Raw genomic sequence first — 26,266 nt, forward strand, 5'->3', positions numbered from 1 at the left:
ATAAACCCCAAAGGTTAAAGCAAGATTTAAATAGAGCAATCGCAAGATATTTTTAGCATGTAGTAAATTGGGTAGTATACGCACAGTTACTTGATTCATCAAAATCACCTTTTATAAGTTTATAAATTATTAATATCAACTTGATTATAATACATTCCTATAAATTTGTATTATGTCATCCATATTTACTTGTATAATTCTTTTTCTTAGCCTTCAAATACGACTGTATTCAGTTTGGTTGGGGCAACGATAACTGGCCAATAGAATGCGCCGCCACGCCACCCATGTGCTTCATCACCATTCTGTCTCAGTAACATCAGTGTCGGGTGTGTTGTACCGAGCTTATAACTTTGTGTTAACTCATCCTGTCCGTTATCAGGACGATCCGCGAATCTTAATCCATCTTGACGGTATCTTGATATATTACGATTATCACGTGTTATAACCCAAACATAGCCTCTATCATTCGTTGATAATTTCGATAAATAATTGAGTATCGACGTATACGTTTCAATGTTCCACTCATAGCCTTCTTCCATAACAAGTGTTTCATGTATATTGATTAGAATCGGGATGACTTTCTCAATCGGTACAAGTATATGACGTGTATCTAGCACGTTTTGTTTAATAGTATATTGTCTAAGTTTTGAAATCGCTGTATCAATCTTTTTCATGAGACGAGTCATTTCACTCTTACTTTTCGTTTGGAAGCCTATAGGTAAGAAACGTTTCTTCGCTTTTATCGTAATGACTTTGGATAATAATAGCTTGTTCGGATTACACGGCAAGATTTCTTTATTCGTATCATGCTTCATAAACACAACTTCTCCAGCGTTACGACCTGATTCAAACGCACTTCTCAAATCTTCATCAAACTGATGCATACGTTCCATTACGTCATAAATACGATGTGTGGTATAAAAGCGTGTCACATATAAATCATCTTTCGGTCGTGCCCCGTACATACGTGAATGTTGTAACACCGTATCTTGTTGGAATTTCTTCGGATCACGTCCATAATAGAAACCAATGAGATTACCAATCGTTATTCCACGGTCTAATATTTGACCACCGATAAAGAAATTAAGTGGTGCTCGAAGTTTCAATTCACCCGTTTTATCGAGCAGTTGGTTTACGTCATTCTCTGAATTGACAATGGATATGAGCAACTCTTCATCTAGGAATGCATTTTTAACTGTTTGATAGACTTCATTAATTCCCGGGAAATAACTCGAGACTGTTGATTGTCTGAAGTCATCGTAAGATGTCTGAATTAAATTTTTAAATGCTACTTCATCACTTTTCAACAATTCCATTAGTTTACGCTCTATCTTTAATACCAATTTATATTGCCACTCATGTGCACGTTTCGTCGTAATAGTATGCATAATAAATGCATATTTCTTAGGACGTTCCTGATGATGCAATTGCTGTAAATTGCGTATTTTACCACCCACCACAAAGTTAATAATCGCTTTGCGTAAGCCATTAAAGTTCTTTGATGTCAGTAAATAATCATCTTTCGCACGACGGTTATCCTCTTTACGTAATATTTCTAGTTCAGTGTCTGAAATAGGTTGATAGACATATCTAGCAGGATGTTCTAATTTCGATTGTTCGAAGTAGAATTGTCCACCGACATATCCATCAAACGTAGGTACTAGTACAGTAAATGCTGGACGTTTGGGTTGATAACCACGAGCCTCTAGGACCTCACTATCGGGTTGTAAATAAAGTGAATATGGTGTTGCAGTCACTTGTAAATAAGCTGCTGTAGGAACATTTCTTTTGATTTGATCAAGTTGTGAGGCAATAATCTTTAATTCTGTTAAGTTCTTATCTTTATCTTTGTCATAAACGACTGAAGCATAATCCGCTTCATCATCAATAATCATCAATTGACGTTGTGATAACACTGGATACGTTTCAAATAATGCTTTCGATAATCGTTCAACATTCTTCTTCTCTTTCTTCACGACAATCACTAGCTTCTTATTCAGTTCAAACTTACGCAAATCTTCAGGTAAAGTCATGATATCATATGCAGAAATATAATCCGTATCAATAAGCTCTTCGTATTCTTTTTGCAATCGTTCATATGTTTGTCTCGCTAATGCATTGGAATTCTTCGTTAGAATTATTACTACATCATATCCATTGTCAAAGCCCATTGCCATGGAGCCCATAAAGCTACGTGTCTTCCCTGATTGAATTCGACCGAGTAGCATACCCGGTTTATTTTCATTCGTTGAAATGTTAATTAATTTTGAAACCGTCTCATGCATCACAATCAATTCTTTATCAGTATAGTTATTCTTATGTTTAAGTGTATTTATGAATATCCCTTCGATTAGTTCCATTGTCATTCTCCTAAATTAAGCAATAAAAAGAAACCAGCAAGTAAGCCGATTTCTCTATCTCGGTTCCTATTTTTTTCGCACACGCGGCTGTTTTTTCTGTTTACAGCCGTTTACTCTTTCACGGTTCCTATTTTTTTCGCGCACGCGGCTGTTTTTTCTGTTTACAGCCGTTTACTCTATCTCGGTTCCTATTTTTTCGCATACGCGGCTGTTTTTTCTGTTTACAGCCGTTTACTCTTTCACGGTTCCTATTTTTTTCGCGCACGCAGCTGTTTTTTCTGTTTACAGCCGCTTACGCTTTCACTTATCCTATTTTTTCGCGTACGCGGCTGTTTTTTCTGTTTACAGCCGTTTACGCTTTCACTTTCAATACCTCAACAATCCCTACTGTTGCGCGGGTAATCCTGTATTCGGATCAATTGCTGGAGCTGTCGTTGCAGGTTCAGTTGTTTGCGGCGTTTGAGTTTCCGCTTGCTCAGCTCGTATTGCACTTTCAAAAGCGGCAGCTGGCGATGATGTATCTGTTCCTTGAGGTATCACTCCATTTGCTACTCCACTTTGATATGCTGACATCTTCTCTGCTGCTGTATAATCGTTACTATATATAATTTGACTTAACATACTACGGTTTGTAATGTTATTTACATTCGTTTTCTGTACTGCTTCTGTTGTCGCAGGTTCGTTCGTCTCAATATTTTCTTTACTTTCTTCCGTCACAACTGCTTTTTCATTTGTTTTCGTTTCAGTCGAAGTTTCTTGTTTCTTCTCGCGGCTCTCTTTAATTTTATTTCTTGCTATTTCAGCTGCACTTTCTTTTTTCTCTTGTTTCTCCTGCTTCACTTGTTCTTTTTTCGGTGCTGCTTCTTCTTTGCCGCACGCAGCAAGTATCACTGCTGCCATTAATATTGTAATCATTGTTCTTAATTTCATTTATCCATCTCCGTTCTTCAATTCACATATGCTATATTTTACTACATTATCTTGATATAATGTAATTTTTCTATGATATACTAGTTTTAAAATTACACTGGAGGAATATTCTATGCACTTCAACCATAGTATTGCCTTATCTAAAAAGTCACCAAATAATATCCCCTGGTATGCTACTATACTTATTGCGTTTGCCATCTTCTTTATTGTACAAATGCTTGCGGGATTTATCATTATCCCAATTCTCTTAGCCTTTAATCCATCAGCAACGATGAATGATTTAATGGCTGAGCCATTAGGTACATTAATCGGTCTACTCATGTTCCCTTTCTTACTTGCTGCATGTCTCTTAATTAACAGATATGCTTATCGTCACCCTATTCAAGCGTTAGGTTTCTTTAAGGAAAAGATTATATCTAAATACTTCCTGGGTTTATGTTTAGGGATACTCATCATCATGATCGTTTATGTAATCAACTTAGTATTTGGCGCTATGAGTAGCACACTGAATGCATCGATTCCTTGGGTTACAATCACTTGGCTCGTTGCACTATTCATGATACAAGGTTTAACGGAAGAAGTCATCGCGCGTGGTTTCTTAATGAATAAAATAAGTTATCAAATTGGTGTGCCTGCTGGGATTATCATCAACTCAGCATTCTTCTCGTTCTTACACTTCTTAAATCCAAATACAAGTATTCTAAGCTTTGTGAATCTATTCTTAGCTGGCATCGTGTTCTCATTATTATTCTACTGGTCTGATAATATTTGGTTAACAGGGGCTGCACATAGTTTCTGGAATATTACGCTCGGTGTGTTCTTAGGTAATGAAGTCAGTGGACAAGCTTTACCCGGTACTATCTTTAATTCGAAATCCAACATGGAATTATCATTAGTTAATGGTGGAAAGTTTGGTTTAGAAGGTGGCGTTATCGTAACGATTGTTTCTTTAATCGTGATTGCTATATTACTTAAATTGAGTATAGATAAATATGGAATGAAAAAAAGAGCCTAGGCTCTTTTTTTATTTATACTAATAGTCTGCCAATATTTCGACAGGTATTTGTAATTAATGTTTCAGCATTTTTAATTGCATACTCTAAATCCATGGGACCATCTGTGATTGAATGCATACTTAAGAAATATTCATATAAATCATCGTACTTCTTTCCTAACCCACCAGACACAAGAATAGACTTTGCACCACTTGCATTCGCACGTTTCGCTACACAAACAGGCAACTTCCCATATTTCGTTTGGAAGTCACTCTTGCCTTCTCCTGTAAATACATAATCGAAAGTGTCCATATCCAAGTCATCTAATACGATGTCAGCAATATATTCCGCACCTGGTTCAATCTTACTACCAACAGATAACACCCCATAACCGATACCACCCGCAGCACCTGCACCTGGCGTTTCACTTGCATCTAACCCAATATATTCTGAAACAAGACGAGCAAATCTGCCAATTGATTCATCGAACACTGACATCTCGTTTACTTCAATCCCTTTTTGCTTACCGTAAGTATATGTTGCACCCATTTCACCGATCAATGGATTCTCAACATCACACACTAAGACAATCTCGATATTTGATAAGCAATCAATTAAATTTCCCTCAACCGATGAAATATCACTTAAATTACCACCATTTACTTCAAGTGAATTACCACAATTATCAATAAACGATAAGCCAAGTGCTTCTAGAACACCTGCACCCCCATCATTTGTTAGACTTCCGCCTAGGCCGACTAGTATCTTCTTGTAACCATGCTTTGCAAGTTGACGAATCACATCACCTACGCCATAACTTGTTGCGAGATGTGGATTACGTTCACGCGTCACTTCCATGCCAATAATGTTTGCCACCTCAATGACGGCAGTCGTCTTATCAATCTCACCATAATACGTCATCAACGGACGACGATACATGTCAACTGTTTGAATCTCTTTACGTTCACCTTTCAAGCCATAAATTAATGCATCAACTGTCCCTTCACCGCCATCCGCCATCGGACGAATGACAAATTCAGTATTAGATAATGACATTGCTAACCCATCTCTCATACACTCTGCTACGTGAATTGCACTTAAACACTCTTTGTAAGAATCCGGCGCAATTAAAATTTTCATAGTAATCATCTCCCAACTATTTCAATTTATGATACCACATTAGTTATTACCAGATTACTATCATCATTATTAGTTTCCAAAGTGTTCATATCTTTTTTAACCATACACTCTATCTCTTCAAAAAATGCATAATTTATTAAAACACTCCTATATCATTTTTTTATTCCTTATTTTCTAAACTTAGACTATAATATGTTTATCACATCCAAAGGGGATAGACCATTATGAAGAAAATTATTAGCTCTGCTTTAGCCGTTTCATTAGTTGCTTCTATCTTTGCACCAACAACTGAAGCATCTCACAAATTACGATATGCAAATATCAAGTTACCTTATCTTTATAGCTATACAAATGCTAAAGCTTTAAAAAATGGTACATTCAAATACTATGGTATTAAGTTAGGAAACACTCGTAAATTCATGGTAAACGCATGGGGCGCTCCTAACAGTTCATCTACTTCAAGAGGCTATGGATCTACAGATGTAACTGCTTCTTATGGGTCTAATGGCTATTTATACGCATCATTATCTTATCCAAGTACTAAAGCTAATATCAATAACACTCGTATTGAATACATTTCAATAGATGATGACTATAATAAATATGAACTGACAAAAGTGAACAAATATTTTGGGAAACCGTCACATACTTATACTAGTGATGGTTATAAAAATTATAGTTATGGGGATCATTTAGACATAACATATAAAAAGATTAGATATAAATGGTATGTTGATGAAATAACTTATACTAATTACTTATTTTAATAAAATTTTAGCCAAGGAAACATCTCCTTGGCTTTTTTCGTGCACTCACACTGCTTTCTTAAAGCTGAACTCTCAAATTCACCTTTAGAAAACAGCCTATTTTATTATTTCTTTTATAGCATTATTCATTCTATCTTTAAAATAAGTGTAATTATGTTTATGACCTTCAAATACACTATGTTTCAATCTTGATCCTTTAGATTGAATAATCCCCGCTATACGATTGTTACTTTCAATAAATCTATGTGCTATCAATTCATCATCATTCTCTTCTGTTCCATAATCAATGTATATACGATGTGCATTACTTATACTACTCTCTCTAATCTTTTCTTCAATTGCCTCTTGATTAATATAATACGCCCCAGAAACTGATATTATACCATCAAATTTATTGGGATAAGTAGCAAGCATATACATAGATATTAATGCTCCAAGAGAAATTCCAGCAAGATAAACCCTCGTAAATCTAAATCCATTGTCTTGAACTACATGCGGAATAACAACTTCTGATATATACTTCGCATAATCTTTCCCTACAGGTGTTAATTTAATTTGCTCATTAATTGTTTCATCCGCATAGACGCCACTTTGATAAGGGCAATATTCATTTTTTCGGTTTTCTAGATTACAAGGAACGATAAGTAACGCTACTTTTAATTTGTTGTCATTAATAAAATCTTCTAAACCTAAATGACCTTCTTTATTTTCAAGTACAAATTGCCCATCTTGCATAACGATTAACGGTAAAGTGTCATTTTCTTCAACATAATCTGGTATAAATAAATCTATCGTTCTATTCTCAATATTCATAATTAATCCCCCATTCAGTATTAGTCTATCTTACCATTAATACATAACGATTTGCCTATATACCTTCTATGACAATTATATCAATTAATGGTAATATATATTTGAAGGGATGGTTATTTAATGTCTATAAGAATCGTACTATTAATATTCTTTCTAACGATAGGTCTTATCGGTAATATATATTCAGTCATCACCGGTTTAATGATAGAAGATTATAAAGAAGTCATAGGCGGACTTTATAGTCTATCCATTTTAGGCTTACTTTTAATGTTCTGGATTGAAACAAGTGAAGGTTATACTGAACGGAAAGCACATCAGACTTTACTCATCGGTTTATGTAGTATGTTACTTATCCTTGCGATTGGCTTATTGATTGGTATGTTTCTGGTGGATTATAGTTGGTTTATGAGAATCCTTGAGATACTTATGATATTATTATTATCATATAGTCTTATTAAGGCAATCAAAAGGAGATAGTTATGAAGTTTGGTAATATATTATTCGGTTTTCTTGCATTATTTTTTTTCGGTGTACAATTATTTAATGTCTATGATGGTATACAACAAAGTGACCCTAAAATGATAGTGAGTGCATTATATTTAATTTCTATCGGTTTATTTATGACATTTAATTTATATAATGCAATGTTAACACAAAGTGGTAAAGTCATTACACCAGGTAAAGTTAAACAGCAATTGTACATAGCAATCGCTCTTTTTTTATTGGGAATCGCTATATTAATATGTATCTTCATTTTCAATCTTGGTATCGTTTCTAAAATCGTTCAATTCATGCTTGTCGTTTCAATTTTCTTTGAAATTCGTACGCGATTTAATCAATTGAATAGCAAAAGTAAAGCGTAGGACGCTCATGTCCTACGCTTTTTCTAACGCGATATCTTGAATCAGCGATTGCCAATCTAGTTGAACGCTACTCACTGATAACATATCCTCTTCTATGATACTCTATTAAAGAAATCTTCGGATGTTCTCTTGAATCTTCAATCTTTCTAATGATCGAACTGTCCTTCTGTTGAATATAATGTACATAGCAGTTAATCATACCACTTTGTGTCTTACTCTTTTTATTTAACCATTCTTGCATTTCTTCTTGGTCCAGTATTAAATATTCTATTGCTTGCTCATTATCTGTTATATACTCTGAATTTTTATCCTTCTTCACCATTAATGCATAGTAATCATGAGCAGAGAAGATTTTTTCGTCACCTTTATGCCATGCTGCAACACGCTTTTTAATGATGAGTTCTTCTTCTTTAAGAAATTCATAATCCCGACTCGTACTCACATATATTGTAAAGAATCGTTCTCCTAGTTGACATGACAATATATTATATTTCAAATTAATAAATTCTATCTTAGGGTTTTCTTTACGTAATTCATTTTTAAGAAATTCAATCATTTCCATACGTTTGAAATGACGTGGTTTAGAAGGTTCAGGCTTTTTATTAAATTCAGTTGCACTTTTTCTTAGTAGAGAAGGATGGTGATCACTCATGATTTTTTGATATATATTCATTATCGATTGTTTGTCTTCTCCAGTGATATATTCCACTGAATCCAGGGCATAATTTGTATAAATGAGTGTACGTAATATCAATTGATCAGACTTATTTGTCTTTAATTCTGGAAATTTCTTATAAATGTCATCTAATGCTAAGTACATATCAATCGTATTCAATAGAATATATCCTCCGTGTTAATTATAATATTGAAATGATGTAATTTAATTGTAAAATTAGAAATTTTAAAAATAACATAAACTAACTAAACATTAACAAGATTAACATAGAATTATATTATTAAAACATTCGTTATAATTAGCAATAATCTTATAGATTTAACTAAAAATTAATACGTAGAATTGTAAAAAATAAGCGCACATATCTAACAGATATGTACGCTTAATTCATTTTATTAAAATGCAAATTTTATTAATATTTCTTTTATATCTTCTTTATGTAGCATTGCAACATAAGTTAAGCTCCCATTGATATCAAATGATAGTAACGCATTACCTTGAATATAATTAATTGTTTCAGCTTGGGGGTAATAAAGATCTCCTTCTCCCCAATATTTATTCATATCGCTGACTGTAAAGTATTGAGGAATCCCTGCAAAACTAATCGAACGTAAACGATATTGCTCAGGCTTGTCTCCACGTTTTCCTTGAAAATAAAGAATTGTATTATCTCCACGCTCAGTTAAATAGTGGTATTCAAAGTCATAGCGTTGATATAACGAATTAACTTTAAATGATGGCTTAACCCATTTTTGTTTTACGTAACCATAGGTGTTTCCTATTTTTATTCCGTTAAGTTTGAATGTCCCTTTTTTCATTGTTTGAATTGCGGTCTTACTCTTTAAGTTAGGGACACTCGGCTTCTTTAGTGCTGCGTTGACGTCTATTGTTAAAGTGAAAAGTAAAATTAAAGCAATGCAAAAGCTGAATAATTTTTTCATTAAAATCACTCCTTTATTAGTTCCATTATATAACAATCCTTTGTAAATAAGGAAGTGAAATATTGATAAATTAAGTTTTTTTGCATCCAATTAATTTGCTGTAAACAAAAAAATATCCCATGCTTCTGCATGAGATATTTTCATTCTTATTTTTCGTAGATACCATATTCAAAATAAGTTAGGTAACCTTTTTGGAACATTGCCATGTACTCTGCACCATTTGTTTTGTAGTACACTTCATACATATTCGGCTTTTCACCTTTTCCTTTTTTTACGAGCTTATTTCCTTTGTGTGCTTTTAAGAATGCTTTTAATGTTACTTGCTTTGCATTCCCTACTAACGGTCTAATCATTGTTACACGGTTCTTTTTGTCTTTGTAATAGTAAGTATCATACTTCATAAAATCTTTACTGGCTCCGGGCTTCCCTTTAAGATTTAACTTGTGACCATTGATTTTGAAGTTATCATACTTTAAGGCACGTACAAAGTTTTTGTCCAACAAAAATTTCGTGTTGTTTTTAACGTATCCTTTGTAAGTATAGTATGGTGTTACTGATTTCGTTGCTGCTTGAGCTGGTTGTGCTACTGCAGCTATGCCGAGTAATAGTGAAGATGCGATTGTTAAAGTACTAACTGACTTAAATACTTTATTCATATTTTACACTCTCCTTCTATTTGTATTTTCAACTACAGTTTAGTCCCATTCGTACTAGTTTACAACCATTTATTTACATGTTCACAAATACTACAAAATGTGCTTATATGAGTGATTTTTCACACTTGAATTTTAACAGCACATTCATAAAAGTGTTATACCAAAACAACCATATAACTTTTAACACTTTGCTTACAAAAATAAAAGCACCTCACATAAAATGTGAAGTGCTTGAAAAATTAATTATTCAACTGTTACTGATTTCGCTAAGTTACGTGGTTTATCAACATCACAGTCACGATGTAATGCTGCATAGTAAGAAATCAATTGTAAAGTAACTACTGATACTAAAGGTGTTAACATATCATGTACAGCTGGAATTACATATGCATCACCTTCTTGCTCTAATCCTGACATTGAAATGATACATGGGTTTGCACCACGTGCCACAACTTCTTTAACATTACCACGTATTGATAAGTTGACAGCTTCTTGTGTTGCTAAAGCAATTACAGGTGTACCCTCTTCAATCAAAGCAATCGTACCGTGTTTTAGTTCTCCACCAGCAAATCCTTCTGCTTGGATGTAAGAAATTTCTTTTAATTTCAATGCACCTTCAAGACCTACATAAAAGTCCATCGTACGGCCGATGAAGAACGCATTACGAGTTGTTTCTAAAAATTGACGTGCTATATCTTCCATCTTATCTGCATCATCAACGATTGATACGATAGCTGAAGTTACTTTTGCAAGTTCAGGTAATAATTCAACACCAGTATCGATACCAGCATCTTTTGCAACAACTTGTGCTAAGATTGCTAATACTGCGATTTGTGCTGTATACGCTTTAGTAGAAGCTACAGCAATTTCAGGTCCAGCATGTAAGATTAATGTATGGTCTGCTTCACGAGATAAAGTAGAACCAGGTACGTTTGTAACTGTTAATGCAGGGTGACCTAATTTCTTTGCTTCAACTAAAACAGCACGACTATCTGCTGTTTCACCTGATTGTGAAATAAAGATGAATAATGGTTTCTTAGATAATAATGGCATGTTGTAAACAAACTCAGAAGCAACATGTACTTCAGTTGGAACATTAGCCCATTTTTCTAAATATTCTTTACCTACTAATCCGGCATGGTATGAAGTACCACAAGCAACGATATAGATACGATCTGCTTTACGAATAGCTTTAACAATATCTTTATCAATTTTTAATTCGCCTTTTTCATCTTGATATTTTTGGATGATTCTACGCATAACTGCAGGTTGTTCGTGAATCTCTTTTAGCATATAGTGCGCAAACGTTCCTTTCTCAATATCAGAAGCATCGATTTCTGCTTTGTAAGGCTTACGTTTGATTTCTTTTCCATTTACATCTTTGATTGTCACTTTTTCTTTTTCTACTAATACGATTTCACCGTCAGTTAATTCAACATAAGTATCAGTCACTTGTAACATCGCCATAGCATCAGAAGCAATAACGTTAAATCCTTCACCTAAACCAACTAATAAAGGAGATTTGTTCTTCGCAACAAAAATTACCTCTGGGCTTTGTGAATCTAATAAGCCTAAAGCATATGAACCGTGTAATAATTTTATTACTTCAGTAAATGCCTTTTCTGTTTCTAAACCTTGTTTAGAAAAGTGTTCAATTAATTGAACAATAATTTCAGTATCAGTATCTGACTTGAATGTAACTCCAGATAAGAACTCTTCTTTTAATTGTTCGTAGTTTTCGATAACACCATTATGTACTAAAGTGAAACGTTCTGTTTCAGATCTATGAGGATGTGAGTTTTCACGATTAGGTACACCATGAGTAGCCCAACGTGTATGACCAATACCAGTTGATGTTTCGAATGAAGCATCTACAGCTTTACGTAGTTCAGCAATTCGTCCTTTTTCTTTGTAAACACGTACATCTTCACCATTACGAACAGCGATACCCGCTGAATCATAACCACGGTATTCTAATTTTTCTAAACCTTTTAATAGAATTTCTTTTGCATCTTGCGTTCCAATATAACCTACGATACCACACATAATAATTTCCTCCTGAGCGACTTGCGCTATGTTAAATATATTTTAAGTTTTATTTATTAAGAATACTTATTTGTGCTTTGTTGATGTCTTTTGTTCACCCAGTTGCCCAAGTGGTTTGTTCATCAACTACCGAATAGCTACATCCGTGATGGCATCCGCCGAATTTTCGATAACCATCTTCCTCGTCAACAGTTTCCTGTTCTGGCGCTGTATATTCTATTTTCAACTACCCTCACTTTCAATTAAACTCCTGTAATTGTACTATATTTATGATAAATTAGACAAGTATTAGAAATTAAATTCATTCGGAAACAGAATTAAATATGCTACTTGTCTTATATCTCTAAACAATACAAAACTACTTACTAATAATTATACATTAAAAATTATATTACGTAATTTATTTGTGTAGAAAAACTTTCTCTATTTTTCCCCACTCAAACAAAAAAGCACCGGATACAATAATAGTATCTGGTGCTCAATTATATTAATCTTAAATTCCCATATGTTCACGAACAACTTCTGAAATGCTGTTTACAAAACGTTCAGCATCTTCTTCTGTCTTCGCTTCAACCATTACACGCACTAATGGTTCCGTTCCTGAAGGACGTACTAACACACGACCTTCTCCGTTCATTTCAGCTTCAACTTTAGCAATTGATTCTGCAACAGCTGTATTTTGCTCAACCGCATGCTTATCAGAAACGCGAATGTTCACTAAACGTTGCGGGTATTTCTTCATTTGTCCTGCTAATTCACTTAAAGTTTTACCAGACTTCTTAATGATGCTCGCTAAATGAACACCTGTTAATAATCCATCACCTGTCGTATTGTAATCCATCATTACAATATGGCCAGATTGTTCGCCACCTAAGTTGTATTGGCCATTTCTCATTTCTTCAACAACGTAACGGTCTCCAACTTTAGTTTTATTTGATTTAATTTCAAATTCATCTAATGCTTTGTAGAATCCTAAATTACTCATCACTGTTGAAACAACCATGTTATCTTTTAATGTGCCTTCATTATGCATGCTTTGTGCTAATACGAACATAATTTGGTCGCCATCAACGATTTGTCCTTTTTCATCAACTGCGATAATACGGTCTCCGTCTCCATCGAATGCTAAACCGAAGTCGCTGCCTGATTCCACAACTAATTCCGCTAGTCCTTCTGGATGTGTTGACCCTACTCCATCATTAATATTATTGCCATCTGGGTTACAACCAATGGTTACTGTATCCGCTTCTAAATCACCAAATAAGTAAGGTGCTAAAGAGTAAGTTGAGCCATGAGCACCGTCTAGTGCAATTTTTAATCCTTCTAAATCACCATCAATTGTTGATTTAATAAAGCTTAAGTATTTTTGTCCACCTTCAAAGTAATCTGAAGTATGGCCTAAATCAACACCTGTCGGTCTTGGTAACGTGTCTTCTTTCGCATCTAATAAAGCTTCAATTTCTGCTTCTTGTGCATCACTTAATTTAAAGCCATCTGAACCGAAGAATTTAATACCATTATCTTGTACAGGGTTATGACTTGCTGAAATCATTACACCCGCTTGTGCATTTAATTCTCTTGTTAAGTAAGATACACCTGGTGTTGAAATAACACCTAGTCGCATAACTTCTGCACCTGTTGATAGTAATCCTGCTACAAGCGCAGATTCTAACATAATACCAGAAACTCGTGTGTCGCGTCCTACTACAACAGTAGGCTTATCTGTACCGCCATGTGCTAATACATAACCACCGTAACGCCCTAATTCAAATGCTAATTCTGGTGTTAACTCACTATTAGCTACACCTCTTACACCGTCTGTTCCAAAATATTTACCCATTATTTATAACTCCTTTTAATCCATTAGTTATTTTTTACTTACATCAATTTTAATTTCAACTTGTTTCGGTTTTGCACTTGATACATCTTTTGGTAAAGGTATATTTTCTTTAACAATTGTATCTTTAGCTACTTTTGATAAATCTACTTCGATTGCCAAACTTCCAATGCCATCTAAAACAGAGCGTTTACCAAACAGTTCAACTTCTGTCTCAGATAATTCAAGACTATTTAACTTTAAGTGAGATGGTAATTTCCCTGATTTTTTGGCACTGATTGCGACTGTCTTGGATGTTGGTGCAATCTTAATGTTCACTTTAACTTTATCAGGTTTCACTGATACATCAAGCTTATTCAAATGTGAGTCAAATACATTCACTTCTGCATCTTCACTTGTTGTCTTAGATAATTTCGTTGTCTCTTTCAATGTTGCTTTTACATAAGCAATTTTATTGATTTCATCCTCACCACCTGTAATTGTCACCTGTGATGGATCAACTTCTTTACCGATCAGTTCATAACCTGTGGCAATACGTGAATTACTAATTTCCGCTTCTACTTGACGTGTATCTTTTATTTTTTCTGATAAAGAAACGTTAGCTACTTTCGGTATAATTTCATAATCCAACTTATCAGAAATACCTTTAACTTTAAATTTCTTCTTATATTCTCCAACTTTTGAGTTAGATAAATCAAGTGAAACGTTAAAATCCATCATACTTTCTGTCTTCTTAACAATAGACTGCGGTCCGCTCACTCTAACACTCACAGTCTTCGGAGCACCTGTTAAATATAAGTTCTTATCATCATAAATAACTTTAACAGGTACATCTTCAATAACTGTTTGTGTTTTTTGGTTAAATTGATTATCACCAAAGAGTGCGAAGACATCATTTACTGATAGGAATAAAAATAAAGCTAAAATTAAGGCAACAAATCTAAGTCCCCATTTATTCTCTAACATCATTCTTCAACACCTTTCTTAGTGACATGTGTACTAAACCAATGTTCAGTAAGTAAGGCTTCAAAAACTTCTAATGAAACATCTTTACGTAAACGTCCATTATAGGTAACAGATATATCCCCTGTTTCTTCAGAGACCACGACCGTAAAGGCATCTGACACTTCAGAAATACCTACAGCTGCTCTATGACGTGTTCCTAAGCTTTTTTGGATTTTTACACTATCAGATAGTGGTAGGTAACTTGCTGCTACCGCTATTTTATCACCTTGAACAATCATTGCACCGTCATGTAAAGGTGTGTTTGGAATAAATATATTTATTAATAATTCAGATGAAATATCTGCATTGATTGGTATACCTGTTTCAATATAATCTTGAAGTCCTGTTTCTTTCTCAAAAACAATTAAAGCGCCTATACGACGTTTTGCCATATACTGTACTGATTTTACCATCGCGTCTGTAAGCTTAGCTTGATTTACTTTCAAGTTCTGAGCGTTACGTTTAAATAGACTTCCTCGTCCGAGCTGTTCTAAAGCTCTTCTTAATTCTGGTTGAAAGATAACAATGATGGCTAAGAAACCCCATTCCATAACCATATCAAACATTTTTGTTGTTGTTGTTAAATCCAACTGATTACTCAGCGTTCTACCAATCAGAATAAAGAAGATACCTTTTAATAATTGAATAGCTTTCGTTCCTTTAATTGCATTAATTAGCAAGTAAATAACGTACCACACAATCAGCAAGTCCAGGATGCCAGTAATAATCTTAACAGTACTTAAATTATCAAGTACACTAAGCAACTGCATTGTATCTCCTCCATATTCATGCTAAAAATAATTATACCATGTGTGGGAGAGATTCTTCGTATAGATTGATACATTTTTTATAATATTCGTTTGATTGTTCTAAATCACCAAGAATTTCATAAATTTCTGCAATTTTTTTCGTGATTCTACCGAAGTAATACACATGTTCATTACCATTTAATGCTACCTTGTAATAAGTCAATGCCCCTTGATGGTTACCAAGTTTATATTCAAGATCGCCCATCAATTCTTCTCCATAACCACTATTATCACCTTTAATATTCTCTGCAATAATAACGCGCGCTTCCTCATATAGTCCTTTACCAATCATGATATCTGCTAAATGCAAACGTACATTAACTTCATATGGATGATTAAATTTATGTTCATCTAACATATCATTACATTTCATTATAATTTCATATGCTTCATCAATTCTTCCTAAAGATTCAAGCAACATAGCTAGGTTGCTTAAACTGCCAACATAATCAAATGAGGTAGGTCGTAATTCTGCATAGCTAATCGCTCTTCTGTAATGGTATTCCGCTTGTTCATTATCTCTTGTTGCTTGATAAGAGCGGCCTAATGTATTTTCAATGTTCAATGCTAAATGATATGTATTTAACTTCATATTTAAATCCATAGCTTCTTCACATAATTTAATGGCAACATAAAACTCACCGATACGTGAATAGTAATTACCTAAATAATAAAGGATTGAGACGCGTGTTATGTTAACTATATTCTCTACAATCGTAATATTATTTGCTTTCGTGAGATGATTGATAGCTTCCATATCATTACCAACCTCAAACTCAATACGACCCAACAATTCTAGAGAACGTAAATAAATTGTAACATCACGCATTTTTTTTACAATTTCGATTGCTTTTTCTACATATTTACGGGCATTGTCATAATCTTTATTATGGAAGTAATAGCTAGCAGTGACCCAACTTATCGCACCGCGTTCTGATTCTGTAATACTTTCTAATGTTTCATAACTTTTATCTATAAAATCGCCAAGATTTTTAAAATCATTCATTAACACATGATTCTCAGCCCATTTAATCTCTTTTTTTATCTCTAAAAGACTTAAATTTCTATCTTCTGTTGTACTTGTAAAGTCTTCTAATGTACAGTTTAAACGCACACTTAATTTTTTTAACACATTCGTTGAAGGATGTACTGAGTTCTTTTCAATTAAACTTAGGTATGTTCTTGAAATAATACCGTCTGCTAACTCTTGTTGTGTTAAATTTGCTTGATTTCTAAGTTCTTTTATTCTCTGACCTAACATGATTTTCCTCCTTTTTTTGTATAGTTCAATAATAAACTATATGCAGTTAACATTCCATTACTATCTTATTATAATATGAAATAATTATATCAATTTGTTAATATACAACAAAAATAAATTTACAAAATTTAAGTTTTGTTATATAACATAAATTATTTTATGAATATTATATTTTTATTTAATGAATTAGTAATAAAACCAACTAAATTTAAATAATAATATTAATCATTTTGTGTAATTCGTTGACATAATTGAACTTTACAAGGATAATATAATTATCTTAATAAATAAGTAAATATACTAAGGAGAAGCATAATGTTAGATATTTTAGTTATCGAGAACCTTGCTCAGTTAAAGTGTGTTAGTGACCCATTTCGTATCAAACTTTTAGAACTATTGTCTATCGAAGCTAAAACAGGTCAGCAACTAGCTGATGAATTAGAAATACCACGTGCAAAGATCCATTATCATTTAGCGGAGCTTGAGAAACAAGGTATTATCGAATTAGTGAAGACTGAACAGAAGCATAGTATTATTCAAAAGTTTTATGCACCTGTAGCAAAGCAAATTGTTCCCAACTTAGATTTACTTAAATTTTCTCAAGAAGATAGCAAGAAGGACAATCTATCATTTAAGCTTCAAATCAACGAAAAAGACTTCGCTGATTTCAAGAAAGACCTTAAGAAGTATGTTAAGAAAGCTTCATCAAAAACTGGTGATTCAAGTTACCAAATAAAAATATTCCCTGACCAAAATTAATTGGTAGGGAATATTTTTATTTATGACAATCTGCATTTATAATAATTTTTCTCCGAAGAAAGATCCAACTAATCCAACTGCTTGATCCGCAGTTTTATTGTTAATATCAATTAAAGGATTTACTTCAACAATTTCAAATGACGTAATCTTTTCACTATCATGTAATAACTCCATTGCAAAGTGACTTTCACGATAAGTAATTCCACCAGGTACAGTAGTTCCTGTTCCTGGAGTCTCAACTGGATCTAAAGCGTCAACGTCTAATGATAAATGAATACCATCACATTTTTCTAAATATGATAATGACTCTTCAATCACTGCTTGAATACCCAAACGATCAATTTCAGCCATTGTATAAGTCTTTATACCCACTTCTTTAATATACGCTTTTTCACCTTCATCTAAGTCACGCATACCAATTAATACGATATTTTCAACTTTTACTTTATTCTTATATCCGCCGATATTCACTAAATCTTCATGTCCATCCCCAATTAATGCGCGTAATGGCATACCATGAATGTTACCTGATGGTGATGACTCATCAATATTTAAATCACCGTGCGCATCATACCAAATAACACCTAAGTTCTTATAATGCTTAGAAATACCACTTATTGTCCCCATAGCAATAGAATGGTCTCCTCCGATTACAACTGGATAATTACCTTTTTGAACAACAGCATCTACTTTAGCATATAATGATTCACAGAATGATGTAACCTCTTCTAAGTTACGCAAGCCACCTTGTTCAGATTTATACTTCTTCATATCAATTTTGGGTGATTGAATATCACCTGTATCGATTACAGTATGACCAATATCTTCTACACGCTCGATTAAGCCTGCATAACGCATTGCATCTGGCCCCAAATTAACCCCTAATTTTCGTTGTCCAAATGCACTAGGTGCCCCGATTATTTCTATTGTCTTATTCATTACAAAATCCCCTTATTTAAAAAAATTTTTAATTATCTGACTACTTTAATTTTATATAACTATGCGTCAATATACAATCTTTTTATGCATAAATGAATAAAATGGATATTTATGTATCTATATGAAAACGTATTCAATAATATAGAAAGCAAAAAAAAAACACCCCGAAGGGTGTATAGATGAAACTGATGAGCCATAGAGGATTCGAACCTCTGACCCTTTGATTAAAAGTCAAATGCTCTACCAACTGAGCTAATGGCTCTGAAAATGGCTGGGCTAGCTGGATTCGAACCAACGAGTGACGGAGTCAAAGTCCGTTGCCTTACCGCTTGGCTATAGCCCAATAGATGGTGGAGGGGGGCAGATTCGAACTGCCGAACCCGAAGGAGCGGATTTACAGTCCGCCGCGTTTAGCCACTTCGCTACCCCTCCGTATATGTAATCCAATAATTTTTAAAATGGTGGAGGATGACGGGCTCGAACCGCCGACCCTCTGCTTGTAAGGCAGATGCTCTCCCAGCTGAGCTAATCCTCCTAAAAATGGTGACCCCTACGGGATTCGAACCCGTGTTACCGCCGTGAAAGGGCGGTGTCTTAACCGCTTGACCAAGGGGCCTTATGGCTCCACAGGTAGGACTCGAACCTACGACCGATCGGTTAACAGCCGATAGCTCTACCACTGAGCTACTGTGGATAAATATAAACATAAAAATTGCCCGGCAACGTCCTACTCTCGCAGATCGTAAGACCAACTACCATCGGCGCTAGAGAGCTTAACTTCTGTGTTCGGTATGGGAACAGGTGTGACCTCTCTGCCATCGTCACCAGACAAATGAAAGATAATAAATTATACTTTCAAAACTAGATAAGTAAGAAGAAATTAGATATTACTCGGCAATCCCGAATAAAAAATCTATAAAATTGATTAAGTCTTCGATCGATTAGTATTCGTCAGCTCCATACATTACTGTACTTCCACCTCGAACCTATTAACCTCATCATCTTTGAGGGATCTTATAACCGAAGTTGGGAAATCTCATCTTGAGGGGGGCTTCATGCTTAGATGCTTTCAGCACTTATCCCGTCCATACATAGCTACCCAGCTATGCCGCTGGCGCGACAACTGGTACACCAGAGGTATGTCCATCCCGGTCCTCTCGTACTAAGGACAGCTCCTCTCAAATTTCCTACGCCCACGACGGATAGGGACCGAACTGTCTCACGACGTTCTGAACCCAGCTCGCGTACCGCTTTAATGGGCGAACAGCCCAACCCTTGGGACCGACTACAGCCCCAGGATGCGATGAGCCGACATCGAGGTGCCAAACCTCCCCGTCGATGTGAACTCTTGGGGGAGATAAGCCTGTTATCCCCGGGGTAGCTTTTATCCGTTGAGCGATGGCCCTTCCATGCGGAACCACCGGATCACTAAGTCCGTCTTTCGACCCTGCTCGACTTGTAGGTCTCGCAGTCAAGCTCCCTTGTGCCTTTACACTCTGCGAATGATTTCCAACCATTCTGAGGGAACCTTTGAGCGCCTCCGTTACTCTTTAGGAGGCGACCGCCCCAGTCAAACTGCCCGCCTGACACTGTCTCCCACCACGATAAGTGGTGCGGGTTAGAAAGTCAACACAGCCAGGGTAGTATCCCACCAACGCCTCCACGTAAGCTGACGCTCACGTTTCAAAGGCTCCTACCTATCCTGTACAAGCTGTGCCGAATTTCAATATCAGGCTGCAGTAAAGCTCCACGGGGTCTTTCCGTCCTGTCGCGGGTAACCTGCATCTTCACAGGTACTATGATTTCACCGAGTCTCTCGTTGAGACAGTGCCCAAATCGTTACGCCTTTCGTGCGGGTCGGAACTTACCCGACAAGGAATTTCGCTACCTTAGGACCGTTATAGTTACGGCCGCCGTTTACTGGGGCTTCAATTCGTAGCTTCGCAAGATGCTAACCACTCCTTTTAACCTTCCAGCACCGGGCAGGCGTCAGCCCCTATACGTCACCTTACGGTTTTGCAGAGACCTGTGTTTTTGATAAACAGTCGCTTGGGCCTATTCACTGCGGCTCTTCAAGGCTTGCACCCTAAAAAGCACCCCTTCTCCCGAAGTTACGGGGTCATTTTGCCGAGTTCCTTAACGAGAGTTCGCTCGCTCACCTTAGAATTCTCATCTTGACTACCTGTGTCGGTTTGCGGTACGGGCACCTAATTTCTAACTAGAGGCTTTTCTTGGCAGTGTGAAATCAACGACTTCGCTACTATAATTTCGCTCCCCATCACACCTTGATCTTAATGAATACCGGATTTGCCTAATATTCAATCTCAGTGCTTGGACGTACATAACCAACAGTACGCTTCGCCTATCCTACTGCGTCCCCCCATCGTTCAAACAATCTTAGGTGGTACAGGAATATCTACCTGTTATCCATCGCCTACGCCATTCGGCCTCGGCTTAGGTCCCGACTAACCCAGAGCGGACGAGCCTTCCTCTGGAAACCTTAGTCAATCGGTGGACGGGATTCTCACCCGTCTTTCGCTACTCACACCGGCATTCTCACTTCTAAGCGCTCCACATGTCCTTACGATCATGCTTCGACGCTGCTTAGAACGCTCTCCTACCATCCTTACGGATCCACAGCTTCGGTAATATGTTTAGCCCCGGTACATTTTCGGCGCAGCGTCACTCGACTAGTGAGCTATTACGCACTCTTTAAATGATGGCTGCTTCTAAGCCAACATCCTAGTTGTCTGGGCAACGCCACATCCTTTTCCACTTAACATATATTTTGGGACCTTAGCTGGTGGTCTGGGCTGTTTCCCTCTCGACTACGGACCTTATCACCCGCAGTCTGACTCCCGTGTTAAATTATTTGGCATTCGGAGTTTGTCTGAATTCGGTAACCCGAGGGGGGCCCCTAGTCCAAACAGTGCTCTACCTCCAATAATCATCACACGAGGCTAGCCCTAAAGCTATTTCGGAGAGAACCAGCTATCTCCAGGTTCGATTGGAATTTCTCCGCTACCCACACCTCATCCGCTCACTTTTCAACGTAAGTCGGTTCGGTCCTCCATTCAGTGTTACCTGAACTTCAACCTGGACATGGGTAGATCACCTGGTTTCGGGTCTACGACCTGATACTCATTCGCCCTATTCAGACTCGCTTTCGCTACGGCTCCACATATACTGCTTAACCTTGCATCAAATCGTAACTCGCCGGTTCATTCTACAAAAGGCACGCCATCACCCATTAACGGGCTCTGACTACTTGTAAGCACACGGTTTCAGGTTCTATTTCACTCCCCTTCCGGGGTGCTTTTCACCTTTCCCTCACGGTACTGGTTCACTATCGGTCACTAGAGAGTATTTAGCCTTGGGAGATGGTCCTCCCGGATTCCGACGGAATTCCACGTGTTCCGCCGTACTCAGGATCCACTCAGGAGAGAACAACTTTTCGACTACAGGGCCTTTACCTTCTATGGCTGACTTTTCCAAAGTCATTCGTCTAAATTGTTCCTTTGTAACTCCGTATTGAGTGTCCTACAACCCCAAAGAGCAAGCTCTTTGGTTTGGGCTCTTCCCGTTTCGCTCGCCGCTACTAAGGGAATCGAGTTTTCTTTCTCTTCCTCCGGGTACTTAGATGTTTCAGTTCTCCGGGTGTGCCTTCTCATATACTATGTATTCATATATGGATAACATGACATAACTCATGCTGGGTTTCCCCATTCGGAAATCTTTGGATCAAAGCTTACTTACAGCTCCCCAAAGCATATCGTCGTTAGTAACGTCCTTCTTCGGCTTCTAGTGCCAAGGCATCCACCGTGCGCCCTTAATAACTTAATCTGTTATTAATAATTGTGATGTTTATACATAAATGTATAAACGCGCGATTTTTTTTAAGAATTCAAATATGAACTCACTCGGTTTTGCTTGGTAAAATCTTTTATTTCTTCTTACTTTATCTAGTTTTCAAAGTACAATTGAACATTTCATATTGACCGAAGGTCAAATATAAACATTCAAAACTGAATACAATATGTCAATGTTAATCCCTATCAAATCTTAAAGATTTGATTTCCGTAATTATCCTTAGAAAGGAGGTGATCCAGCCGCACCTTCCGATACGGCTACCTTGTTACGACTTCACCCCAATCATCTGTCCCACCTTCGACGGCTAGCTCCTAAAAGGTTACTCCACCGGCTTCGGGTGTTACAAACTCTCGTGGTGTGACGGGCGGTGTGTACAAGACCCGGGAACGTATTCACCGTAGCATGCTGATCTACGATTACTAGCGATTCCAGCTTCATGTAGTCGAGTTGCAGACTACAATCCGAACTGAGAATGGTTTTATGGGATTTGCTTGACCTCGCGGTTTTGCTGCCCTTTGTACCATCCATTGTAGCACGTGTGTAGCCCAAATCATAAGGGGCATGATGATTTGACGTCATCCCCACCTTCCTCCGGTTTATCACCGGCAGTCTCTCTAGAGTGCCCAACTTAATGATGGCAACTAAAGATAAGGGTTGCGCTCGTTGCGGGACTTAACCCAACATCTCACGACACGAGCTGACGACAACCATGCACCACCTGTCACTTTGTCCCCCGAAGGGGAAAGCTCTATCTCTAGAGTTGTCAAAGGATGTCAAGATTTGGTAAGGTTCTTCGCGTTGCTTCGAATTAAACCACATGCTCCACCGCTTGTGCGGGTCCCCGTCAATTCCTTTGAGTTTCAGTCTTGCGACCGTACTCCCCAGGCGGAGTGCTTAATGCGTTAGCTGCAGCACTGAGGGGCGGAAACCCCCCAACACTTAGCACTCATCGTTTACGGCGTGGACTACCAGGGTATCTAATCCTGTTTGATCCCCACGCTTTCGCACCTCAGCGTCAGTTACAGACCAGAGAGCCGCCTTCGCCACTGGTGTTCCTCCATATCTCTGCGCATTTCACCGCTACACATGGAATTCCACTCTCCTCTTCTGTACTCAAGTCTCCCAGTTTCCAATGACCCTCCCCGGTTGAGCCGGGGGCTTTCACATCAGACTTAAGAGACCGCCTACGCGCGCTTTACGCCCAATAATTCCGGATAACGCTTGCCACCTACGTATTACCGCGGCTGCTGGCACGTAGTTAGCCGTGGCTTTCTGGTAAGGTACCGTCAAGGTACGTTCAGTTACTAACGTACTTGTTCTTCCCTTACAACAGAGTTTTACGATCCGAAAACCTTCTTCACTCACGCGGCGTTGCTCCGTCAGACTTTCGTCCATTGCGGAAGATTCCCTACTGCTGCCTCCCGTAGGAGTCTGGGCCGTGTCTCAGTCCCAGTGTGGCCGATCACCCTCTCAGGTCGGCTATGTATCGTTGCCTTGGTGAGCCGTTACCTCACCAACTAGCTAATACACCGCAGGTCCATCTATAAGTGACAGCAAAACCGTCTTTCACTTTTGCTTCATGCGAAGCTAAATATTATCCGGTATTAGCTCCGGTTTCCCGAAGTTATCCCAGTCTTATAGGTAGGTTACCCACGTGTTACTCACCCGTCCGCCGCTAAAATCGAGAGATGCAAGCATCTCTGTCAATTCGCTCGACTTGCATGTATTAGGCACGCCGCCAGCGTTCATCCTGAGCCAGGATCAAACTCTCCATAATAGTTTGTTTGATAATGCTCTTTTGATTGCTTGAGGCAATCACTCTTGGGAGTGAACTAAGTCCACTCAAATTATTGGAATTAACGTTGACATATTGTCATTCAGTTTTCAATGTTCATTTTTTCGTGTTACAAGAATTAATGATAACATAACTCTCAACTCTTTGCAACATTTAATTTTAAGAAGTTTTACACTCGATTGATTATTTCGTTTCAAGTCGTAAATCAACTTGCTTTATTATATTACATCGTCATGAACAAAGTTTCAAGTGCAAGTTTTACACTTTTTCATTTTGTTTTTCTGATGTACTAAAGCTTTGTGTCGTCTGTTTTCAGCGACTTTTATATCTTAACAAGATGCGCTAAATTAGTCAACACTTTTTCATATTTTTTTAAATTTTTTATATAAAAGTTAATCGCCTCTATTTATGATGCTTTATACATCCGCTAAATAGAGGCAAGTGATTAAACAGTTTTTACTTTGAAAACAAACTCATAAATAACGATAAGGCTTAATGCAGCAATTATACCTAACATCATATTATTATCGATGGTCTTAAAGATTTGGCTGTAGTAAGCCAGTGACATAATGATAGAACCCGTCGTGGATCCTATAAATTTCAATAAACTATAAGTACTCATCATACTACCCAATTGATGTGGTAAAGCACTTTCTTGTATCGTAACGATATTTTTTGTAAACACTGTCCCGAAAGCTAAGCCTAAAAATGCAGAAGCAATCGTTACAGTAATTGTACTATCAAAAACGAAAATGATCATACTCCCTATAATCATATAGAAGAAACTAAGTTGATACACTCGTTTTAATGAGAGTCTAGCTTCTATATGTTTTAAGATAAAAGTTGATAATAGCCAAAATATCGAAATTGTAAAAGTTGTTAGTCCAGCGAGTAACGGTGACAATCCTTTTTCTGTTTGAAGGTAGATTGGCAAGAAAATATTCGTCCCCATCATGATGATGGCAAATATCATATCCGTCCCCATGACAAGACCGATAGTTTTTGTAAATGCCCTAACTGGTATAAATGGCTCAGCAACATTTCTTTCATATCGGATAAAGAATATTAATATTAAAAACGCGAATATAAATAATCCCATATGTATCAGCCAGTGTGAATGAAGGAGTAAAGACAATAATAGAACACTTAAAAAAACATAGAATAGAAGCAATCCTTTAAAATCAAACTTTGAATTTTGAGTTGATTCTTCAAATTTAAAATATTTTATTACTAGAAATATTGCAAATAATGCAATCGGTACATTAACATAGAATAAATAACTCCAATTCAAATATGTTAAAATAACACCTCCTAAAATTGGACCCACTATACTCGAAATACCCCATACTGAACCGACAATTCCCATCACTTTATAGCGGTACGGTATTTCAAAAGCAATCTTGGGAATTATGTTCCCCATGGTCATCATAATACCTGCGCCCATGCCTTGCACTAGTCGAGATATGAGTAACATCGCAAAAGTGAATGATAACCCAGAAAGCATGCTACCTATAATAAATGTAATAATACCAAGTAACATTAAATTCTTAGCACCCATTCTTTTCATTAACTCACCAACGAGCGGTGTAATCATCACAATTGCAATCATGTATGTTGTAAAAATTAACGCAAGAGAAGTCGAGGCATTTAAATCATTTCCGATGGCTGGTGTTGCGAGTGAAATGATAGACGTTTCAATTGCACTCATGAACATAATGATAACGAGTGCACTTATTAGACCTCTTTTCATAAAAATACCTCCAATAAAAAATCAGATTAAACAAATGTCTAATCTGATTTATTT

Annotated in this window: 19 protein-coding genes, 6 tRNA genes and 3 rRNA genes; 5 read left to right on the forward strand and 23 right to left on the reverse strand. The window is 36.7% G+C overall.

The features are described from left to right. Positions 1-206: 206 nt before the first annotated feature. The gene (locus ACMGE9_RS04100) at positions 207-2,360 is read right to left on the reverse strand and encodes a Z1 domain-containing protein (protein WP_414043990.1); all 2,154 of its coding nucleotides are present in this window, start codon (positions 2,358-2,360) and stop codon (positions 207-209) included. Between the two features lie 384 nt (positions 2,361-2,744). Continuing rightward, complete coding sequence (locus tag ACMGE9_RS04105; RefSeq protein WP_414043991.1) at positions 2,745-3,290, reverse strand: hypothetical protein; 546 nt, start codon at positions 3,288-3,290, stop codon at positions 2,745-2,747. Between the two features lie 112 nt (positions 3,291-3,402). On the opposite strand from ACMGE9_RS04105, the gene ACMGE9_RS04110 reads away from it, so the two are divergent. Further along, complete coding sequence (locus tag ACMGE9_RS04110; RefSeq protein ID WP_414043992.1) at positions 3,403-4,305, forward strand: lysostaphin resistance A-like protein; 903 nt, start codon at positions 3,403-3,405, stop codon at positions 4,303-4,305. Positions 4,306-4,318: 13 nt separating this feature from the next. On the opposite strand, the gene ACMGE9_RS04115 is transcribed toward ACMGE9_RS04110, so the two are convergent. Beyond that, complete coding sequence (locus tag ACMGE9_RS04115) at positions 4,319-5,425, reverse strand: glycerate kinase (protein WP_414043993.1); 1,107 nt, start codon at positions 5,423-5,425, stop codon at positions 4,319-4,321. A 224-nt stretch (positions 5,426-5,649) separates the two neighbouring features. On the opposite strand from ACMGE9_RS04115, the gene ACMGE9_RS04120 reads away from it, so the two are divergent. After that, positions 5,650-6,192: a hypothetical protein gene (locus ACMGE9_RS04120; protein ID WP_414043994.1), complete on the forward strand. Its 543-nt coding sequence runs from the start codon at positions 5,650-5,652 to the stop codon at positions 6,190-6,192. Between the two features lie 96 nt (positions 6,193-6,288). On the opposite strand, the gene ACMGE9_RS04125 is transcribed toward ACMGE9_RS04120, so the two are convergent. After that, positions 6,289-7,005 (reverse strand): alpha/beta hydrolase, encoded by a 717-nt coding sequence (locus tag ACMGE9_RS04125; protein ID WP_414043995.1) that lies wholly within the window; start codon positions 7,003-7,005, stop codon positions 6,289-6,291. Between the two features lie 120 nt (positions 7,006-7,125). Here ACMGE9_RS04125 and ACMGE9_RS04130 point away from each other — a divergent pair, with 120 nt between their 5' ends. Further along, a complete protein-coding gene (locus ACMGE9_RS04130) occupies positions 7,126-7,482 on the forward strand; it encodes a hypothetical protein (RefSeq protein WP_414043996.1) in 357 nt (118 codons plus the stop codon). 2 nt (positions 7,483-7,484) lie between these two features. Beyond that, positions 7,485-7,868: a hypothetical protein gene (locus ACMGE9_RS04135; protein WP_414043997.1), complete on the forward strand. Its 384-nt coding sequence runs from the start codon at positions 7,485-7,487 to the stop codon at positions 7,866-7,868. Between the two features lie 67 nt (positions 7,869-7,935). Here the strand turns inward: ACMGE9_RS04135 and ACMGE9_RS04140 are convergent, their stop codons facing one another. The 8 genes from ACMGE9_RS04140 to ACMGE9_RS04175 form a co-directional block, all read right to left on the reverse strand. Beyond that, positions 7,936-8,703 carry a hypothetical protein gene (locus tag ACMGE9_RS04140; protein WP_414043998.1) on the reverse strand — a complete coding sequence of 256 codons (768 nt, stop codon included), beginning with the start codon at positions 8,701-8,703 and terminating at the stop codon, positions 7,936-7,938. 236 nt (positions 8,704-8,939) lie between these two features. After that, positions 8,940-9,485, reverse strand: coding sequence for a hypothetical protein (locus tag ACMGE9_RS04145; protein WP_414043999.1), 546 nt, complete (start codon positions 9,483-9,485; stop codon positions 8,940-8,942). A 146-nt stretch (positions 9,486-9,631) separates the two neighbouring features. Beyond that, positions 9,632-10,141 carry an immunodominant staphylococcal antigen IsaB family protein gene (isaB, locus tag ACMGE9_RS04150; protein ID WP_414044000.1) on the reverse strand — a complete coding sequence of 170 codons (510 nt, stop codon included), beginning with the start codon at positions 10,139-10,141 and terminating at the stop codon, positions 9,632-9,634. Positions 10,142-10,384: 243 nt separating this feature from the next. Then, complete coding sequence (gene glmS / locus ACMGE9_RS04155) at positions 10,385-12,187, reverse strand: glutamine--fructose-6-phosphate transaminase (isomerizing) (protein WP_414044001.1); 1,803 nt, start codon at positions 12,185-12,187, stop codon at positions 10,385-10,387. Between the two features lie 493 nt (positions 12,188-12,680). Next, positions 12,681-14,027 (reverse strand): phosphoglucosamine mutase, encoded by a 1,347-nt coding sequence (gene glmM, locus ACMGE9_RS04160; protein ID WP_414044002.1) that lies wholly within the window; start codon positions 14,025-14,027, stop codon positions 12,681-12,683. Positions 14,028-14,054: 27 nt separating this feature from the next. Continuing rightward, positions 14,055-14,993: a YbbR-like domain-containing protein gene (locus ACMGE9_RS04165; RefSeq protein ID WP_414044003.1), complete on the reverse strand. Its 939-nt coding sequence runs from the start codon at positions 14,991-14,993 to the stop codon at positions 14,055-14,057. Next, positions 14,990-15,799 (reverse strand): diadenylate cyclase CdaA, encoded by an 810-nt coding sequence (cdaA, locus tag ACMGE9_RS04170; protein ID WP_414044004.1) that lies wholly within the window; start codon positions 15,797-15,799, stop codon positions 14,990-14,992. The genes ACMGE9_RS04165 and cdaA overlap by 4 nt, the downstream gene beginning before the upstream one ends. Before the next feature lie 31 nt (positions 15,800-15,830). Further along, positions 15,831-17,099, reverse strand: coding sequence for a tetratricopeptide repeat protein (locus ACMGE9_RS04175; RefSeq protein ID WP_414044005.1), 1,269 nt, complete (start codon positions 17,097-17,099; stop codon positions 15,831-15,833). A gap of 315 nt (positions 17,100-17,414) precedes the next feature. Here ACMGE9_RS04175 and ACMGE9_RS04180 point away from each other — a divergent pair, with 315 nt between their 5' ends. Then, positions 17,415-17,858 carry an ArsR/SmtB family transcription factor gene (locus ACMGE9_RS04180; protein ID WP_414044006.1) on the forward strand — a complete coding sequence of 148 codons (444 nt, stop codon included), beginning with the start codon at positions 17,415-17,417 and terminating at the stop codon, positions 17,856-17,858. A gap of 36 nt (positions 17,859-17,894) precedes the next feature. Here the strand turns inward: ACMGE9_RS04180 and rocF are convergent, their stop codons facing one another. The 11 genes from rocF to ACMGE9_RS04235 form a co-directional block, all read right to left on the reverse strand. Next, entirely contained in the window at positions 17,895-18,797 is a 903-nt protein-coding gene (gene rocF, locus ACMGE9_RS04185) for an arginase (protein WP_414044007.1), read from the reverse strand. Positions 18,798-18,986: 189 nt separating this feature from the next. Beyond that, a tRNA-Lys gene (locus ACMGE9_RS04190) sits at positions 18,987-19,059 on the reverse strand. 6 nt (positions 19,060-19,065) lie between these two features. Further along, positions 19,066-19,140, reverse strand: a tRNA-Gln gene (locus tag ACMGE9_RS04195). A 5-nt stretch (positions 19,141-19,145) separates the two neighbouring features. Further along, positions 19,146-19,229: transfer RNA gene (locus ACMGE9_RS04200), tRNA-Tyr, on the reverse strand. A gap of 27 nt (positions 19,230-19,256) precedes the next feature. Next, a tRNA-Val gene (locus tag ACMGE9_RS04205) sits at positions 19,257-19,332 on the reverse strand. A 6-nt stretch (positions 19,333-19,338) separates the two neighbouring features. After that, positions 19,339-19,413: transfer RNA gene (locus tag ACMGE9_RS04210), tRNA-Glu, on the reverse strand. A 3-nt stretch (positions 19,414-19,416) separates the two neighbouring features. Beyond that, positions 19,417-19,491: transfer RNA gene (locus ACMGE9_RS04215), tRNA-Asn, on the reverse strand. A gap of 20 nt (positions 19,492-19,511) precedes the next feature. Next, positions 19,512-19,626, reverse strand: a 5S ribosomal RNA gene (gene rrf, locus ACMGE9_RS04220). A 92-nt stretch (positions 19,627-19,718) separates the two neighbouring features. Next, positions 19,719-22,640, reverse strand: a 23S ribosomal RNA gene (locus ACMGE9_RS04225). Between the two features lie 250 nt (positions 22,641-22,890). Then, a 16S ribosomal RNA gene (locus ACMGE9_RS04230) occupies positions 22,891-24,444 on the reverse strand. Together the 16S, 23S and 5S rRNA genes with 6 tRNA genes alongside form the textbook arrangement of a ribosomal RNA operon. A gap of 463 nt (positions 24,445-24,907) precedes the next feature. Next, positions 24,908-26,212, reverse strand: a complete 1,305-nt coding sequence (locus ACMGE9_RS04235; protein WP_414044008.1) for an MFS transporter — start codon at positions 26,210-26,212, stop codon at positions 24,908-24,910. Between the last annotated feature and the right edge of the window lie 54 nt (positions 26,213-26,266).

Origin of the sequence: Macrococcus animalis (genome assembly GCF_047425875.1) — a bacterium.
GTDB lineage: Bacteria > Bacillota > Bacilli > Staphylococcales > Staphylococcaceae > Macrococcoides > Macrococcoides animalis.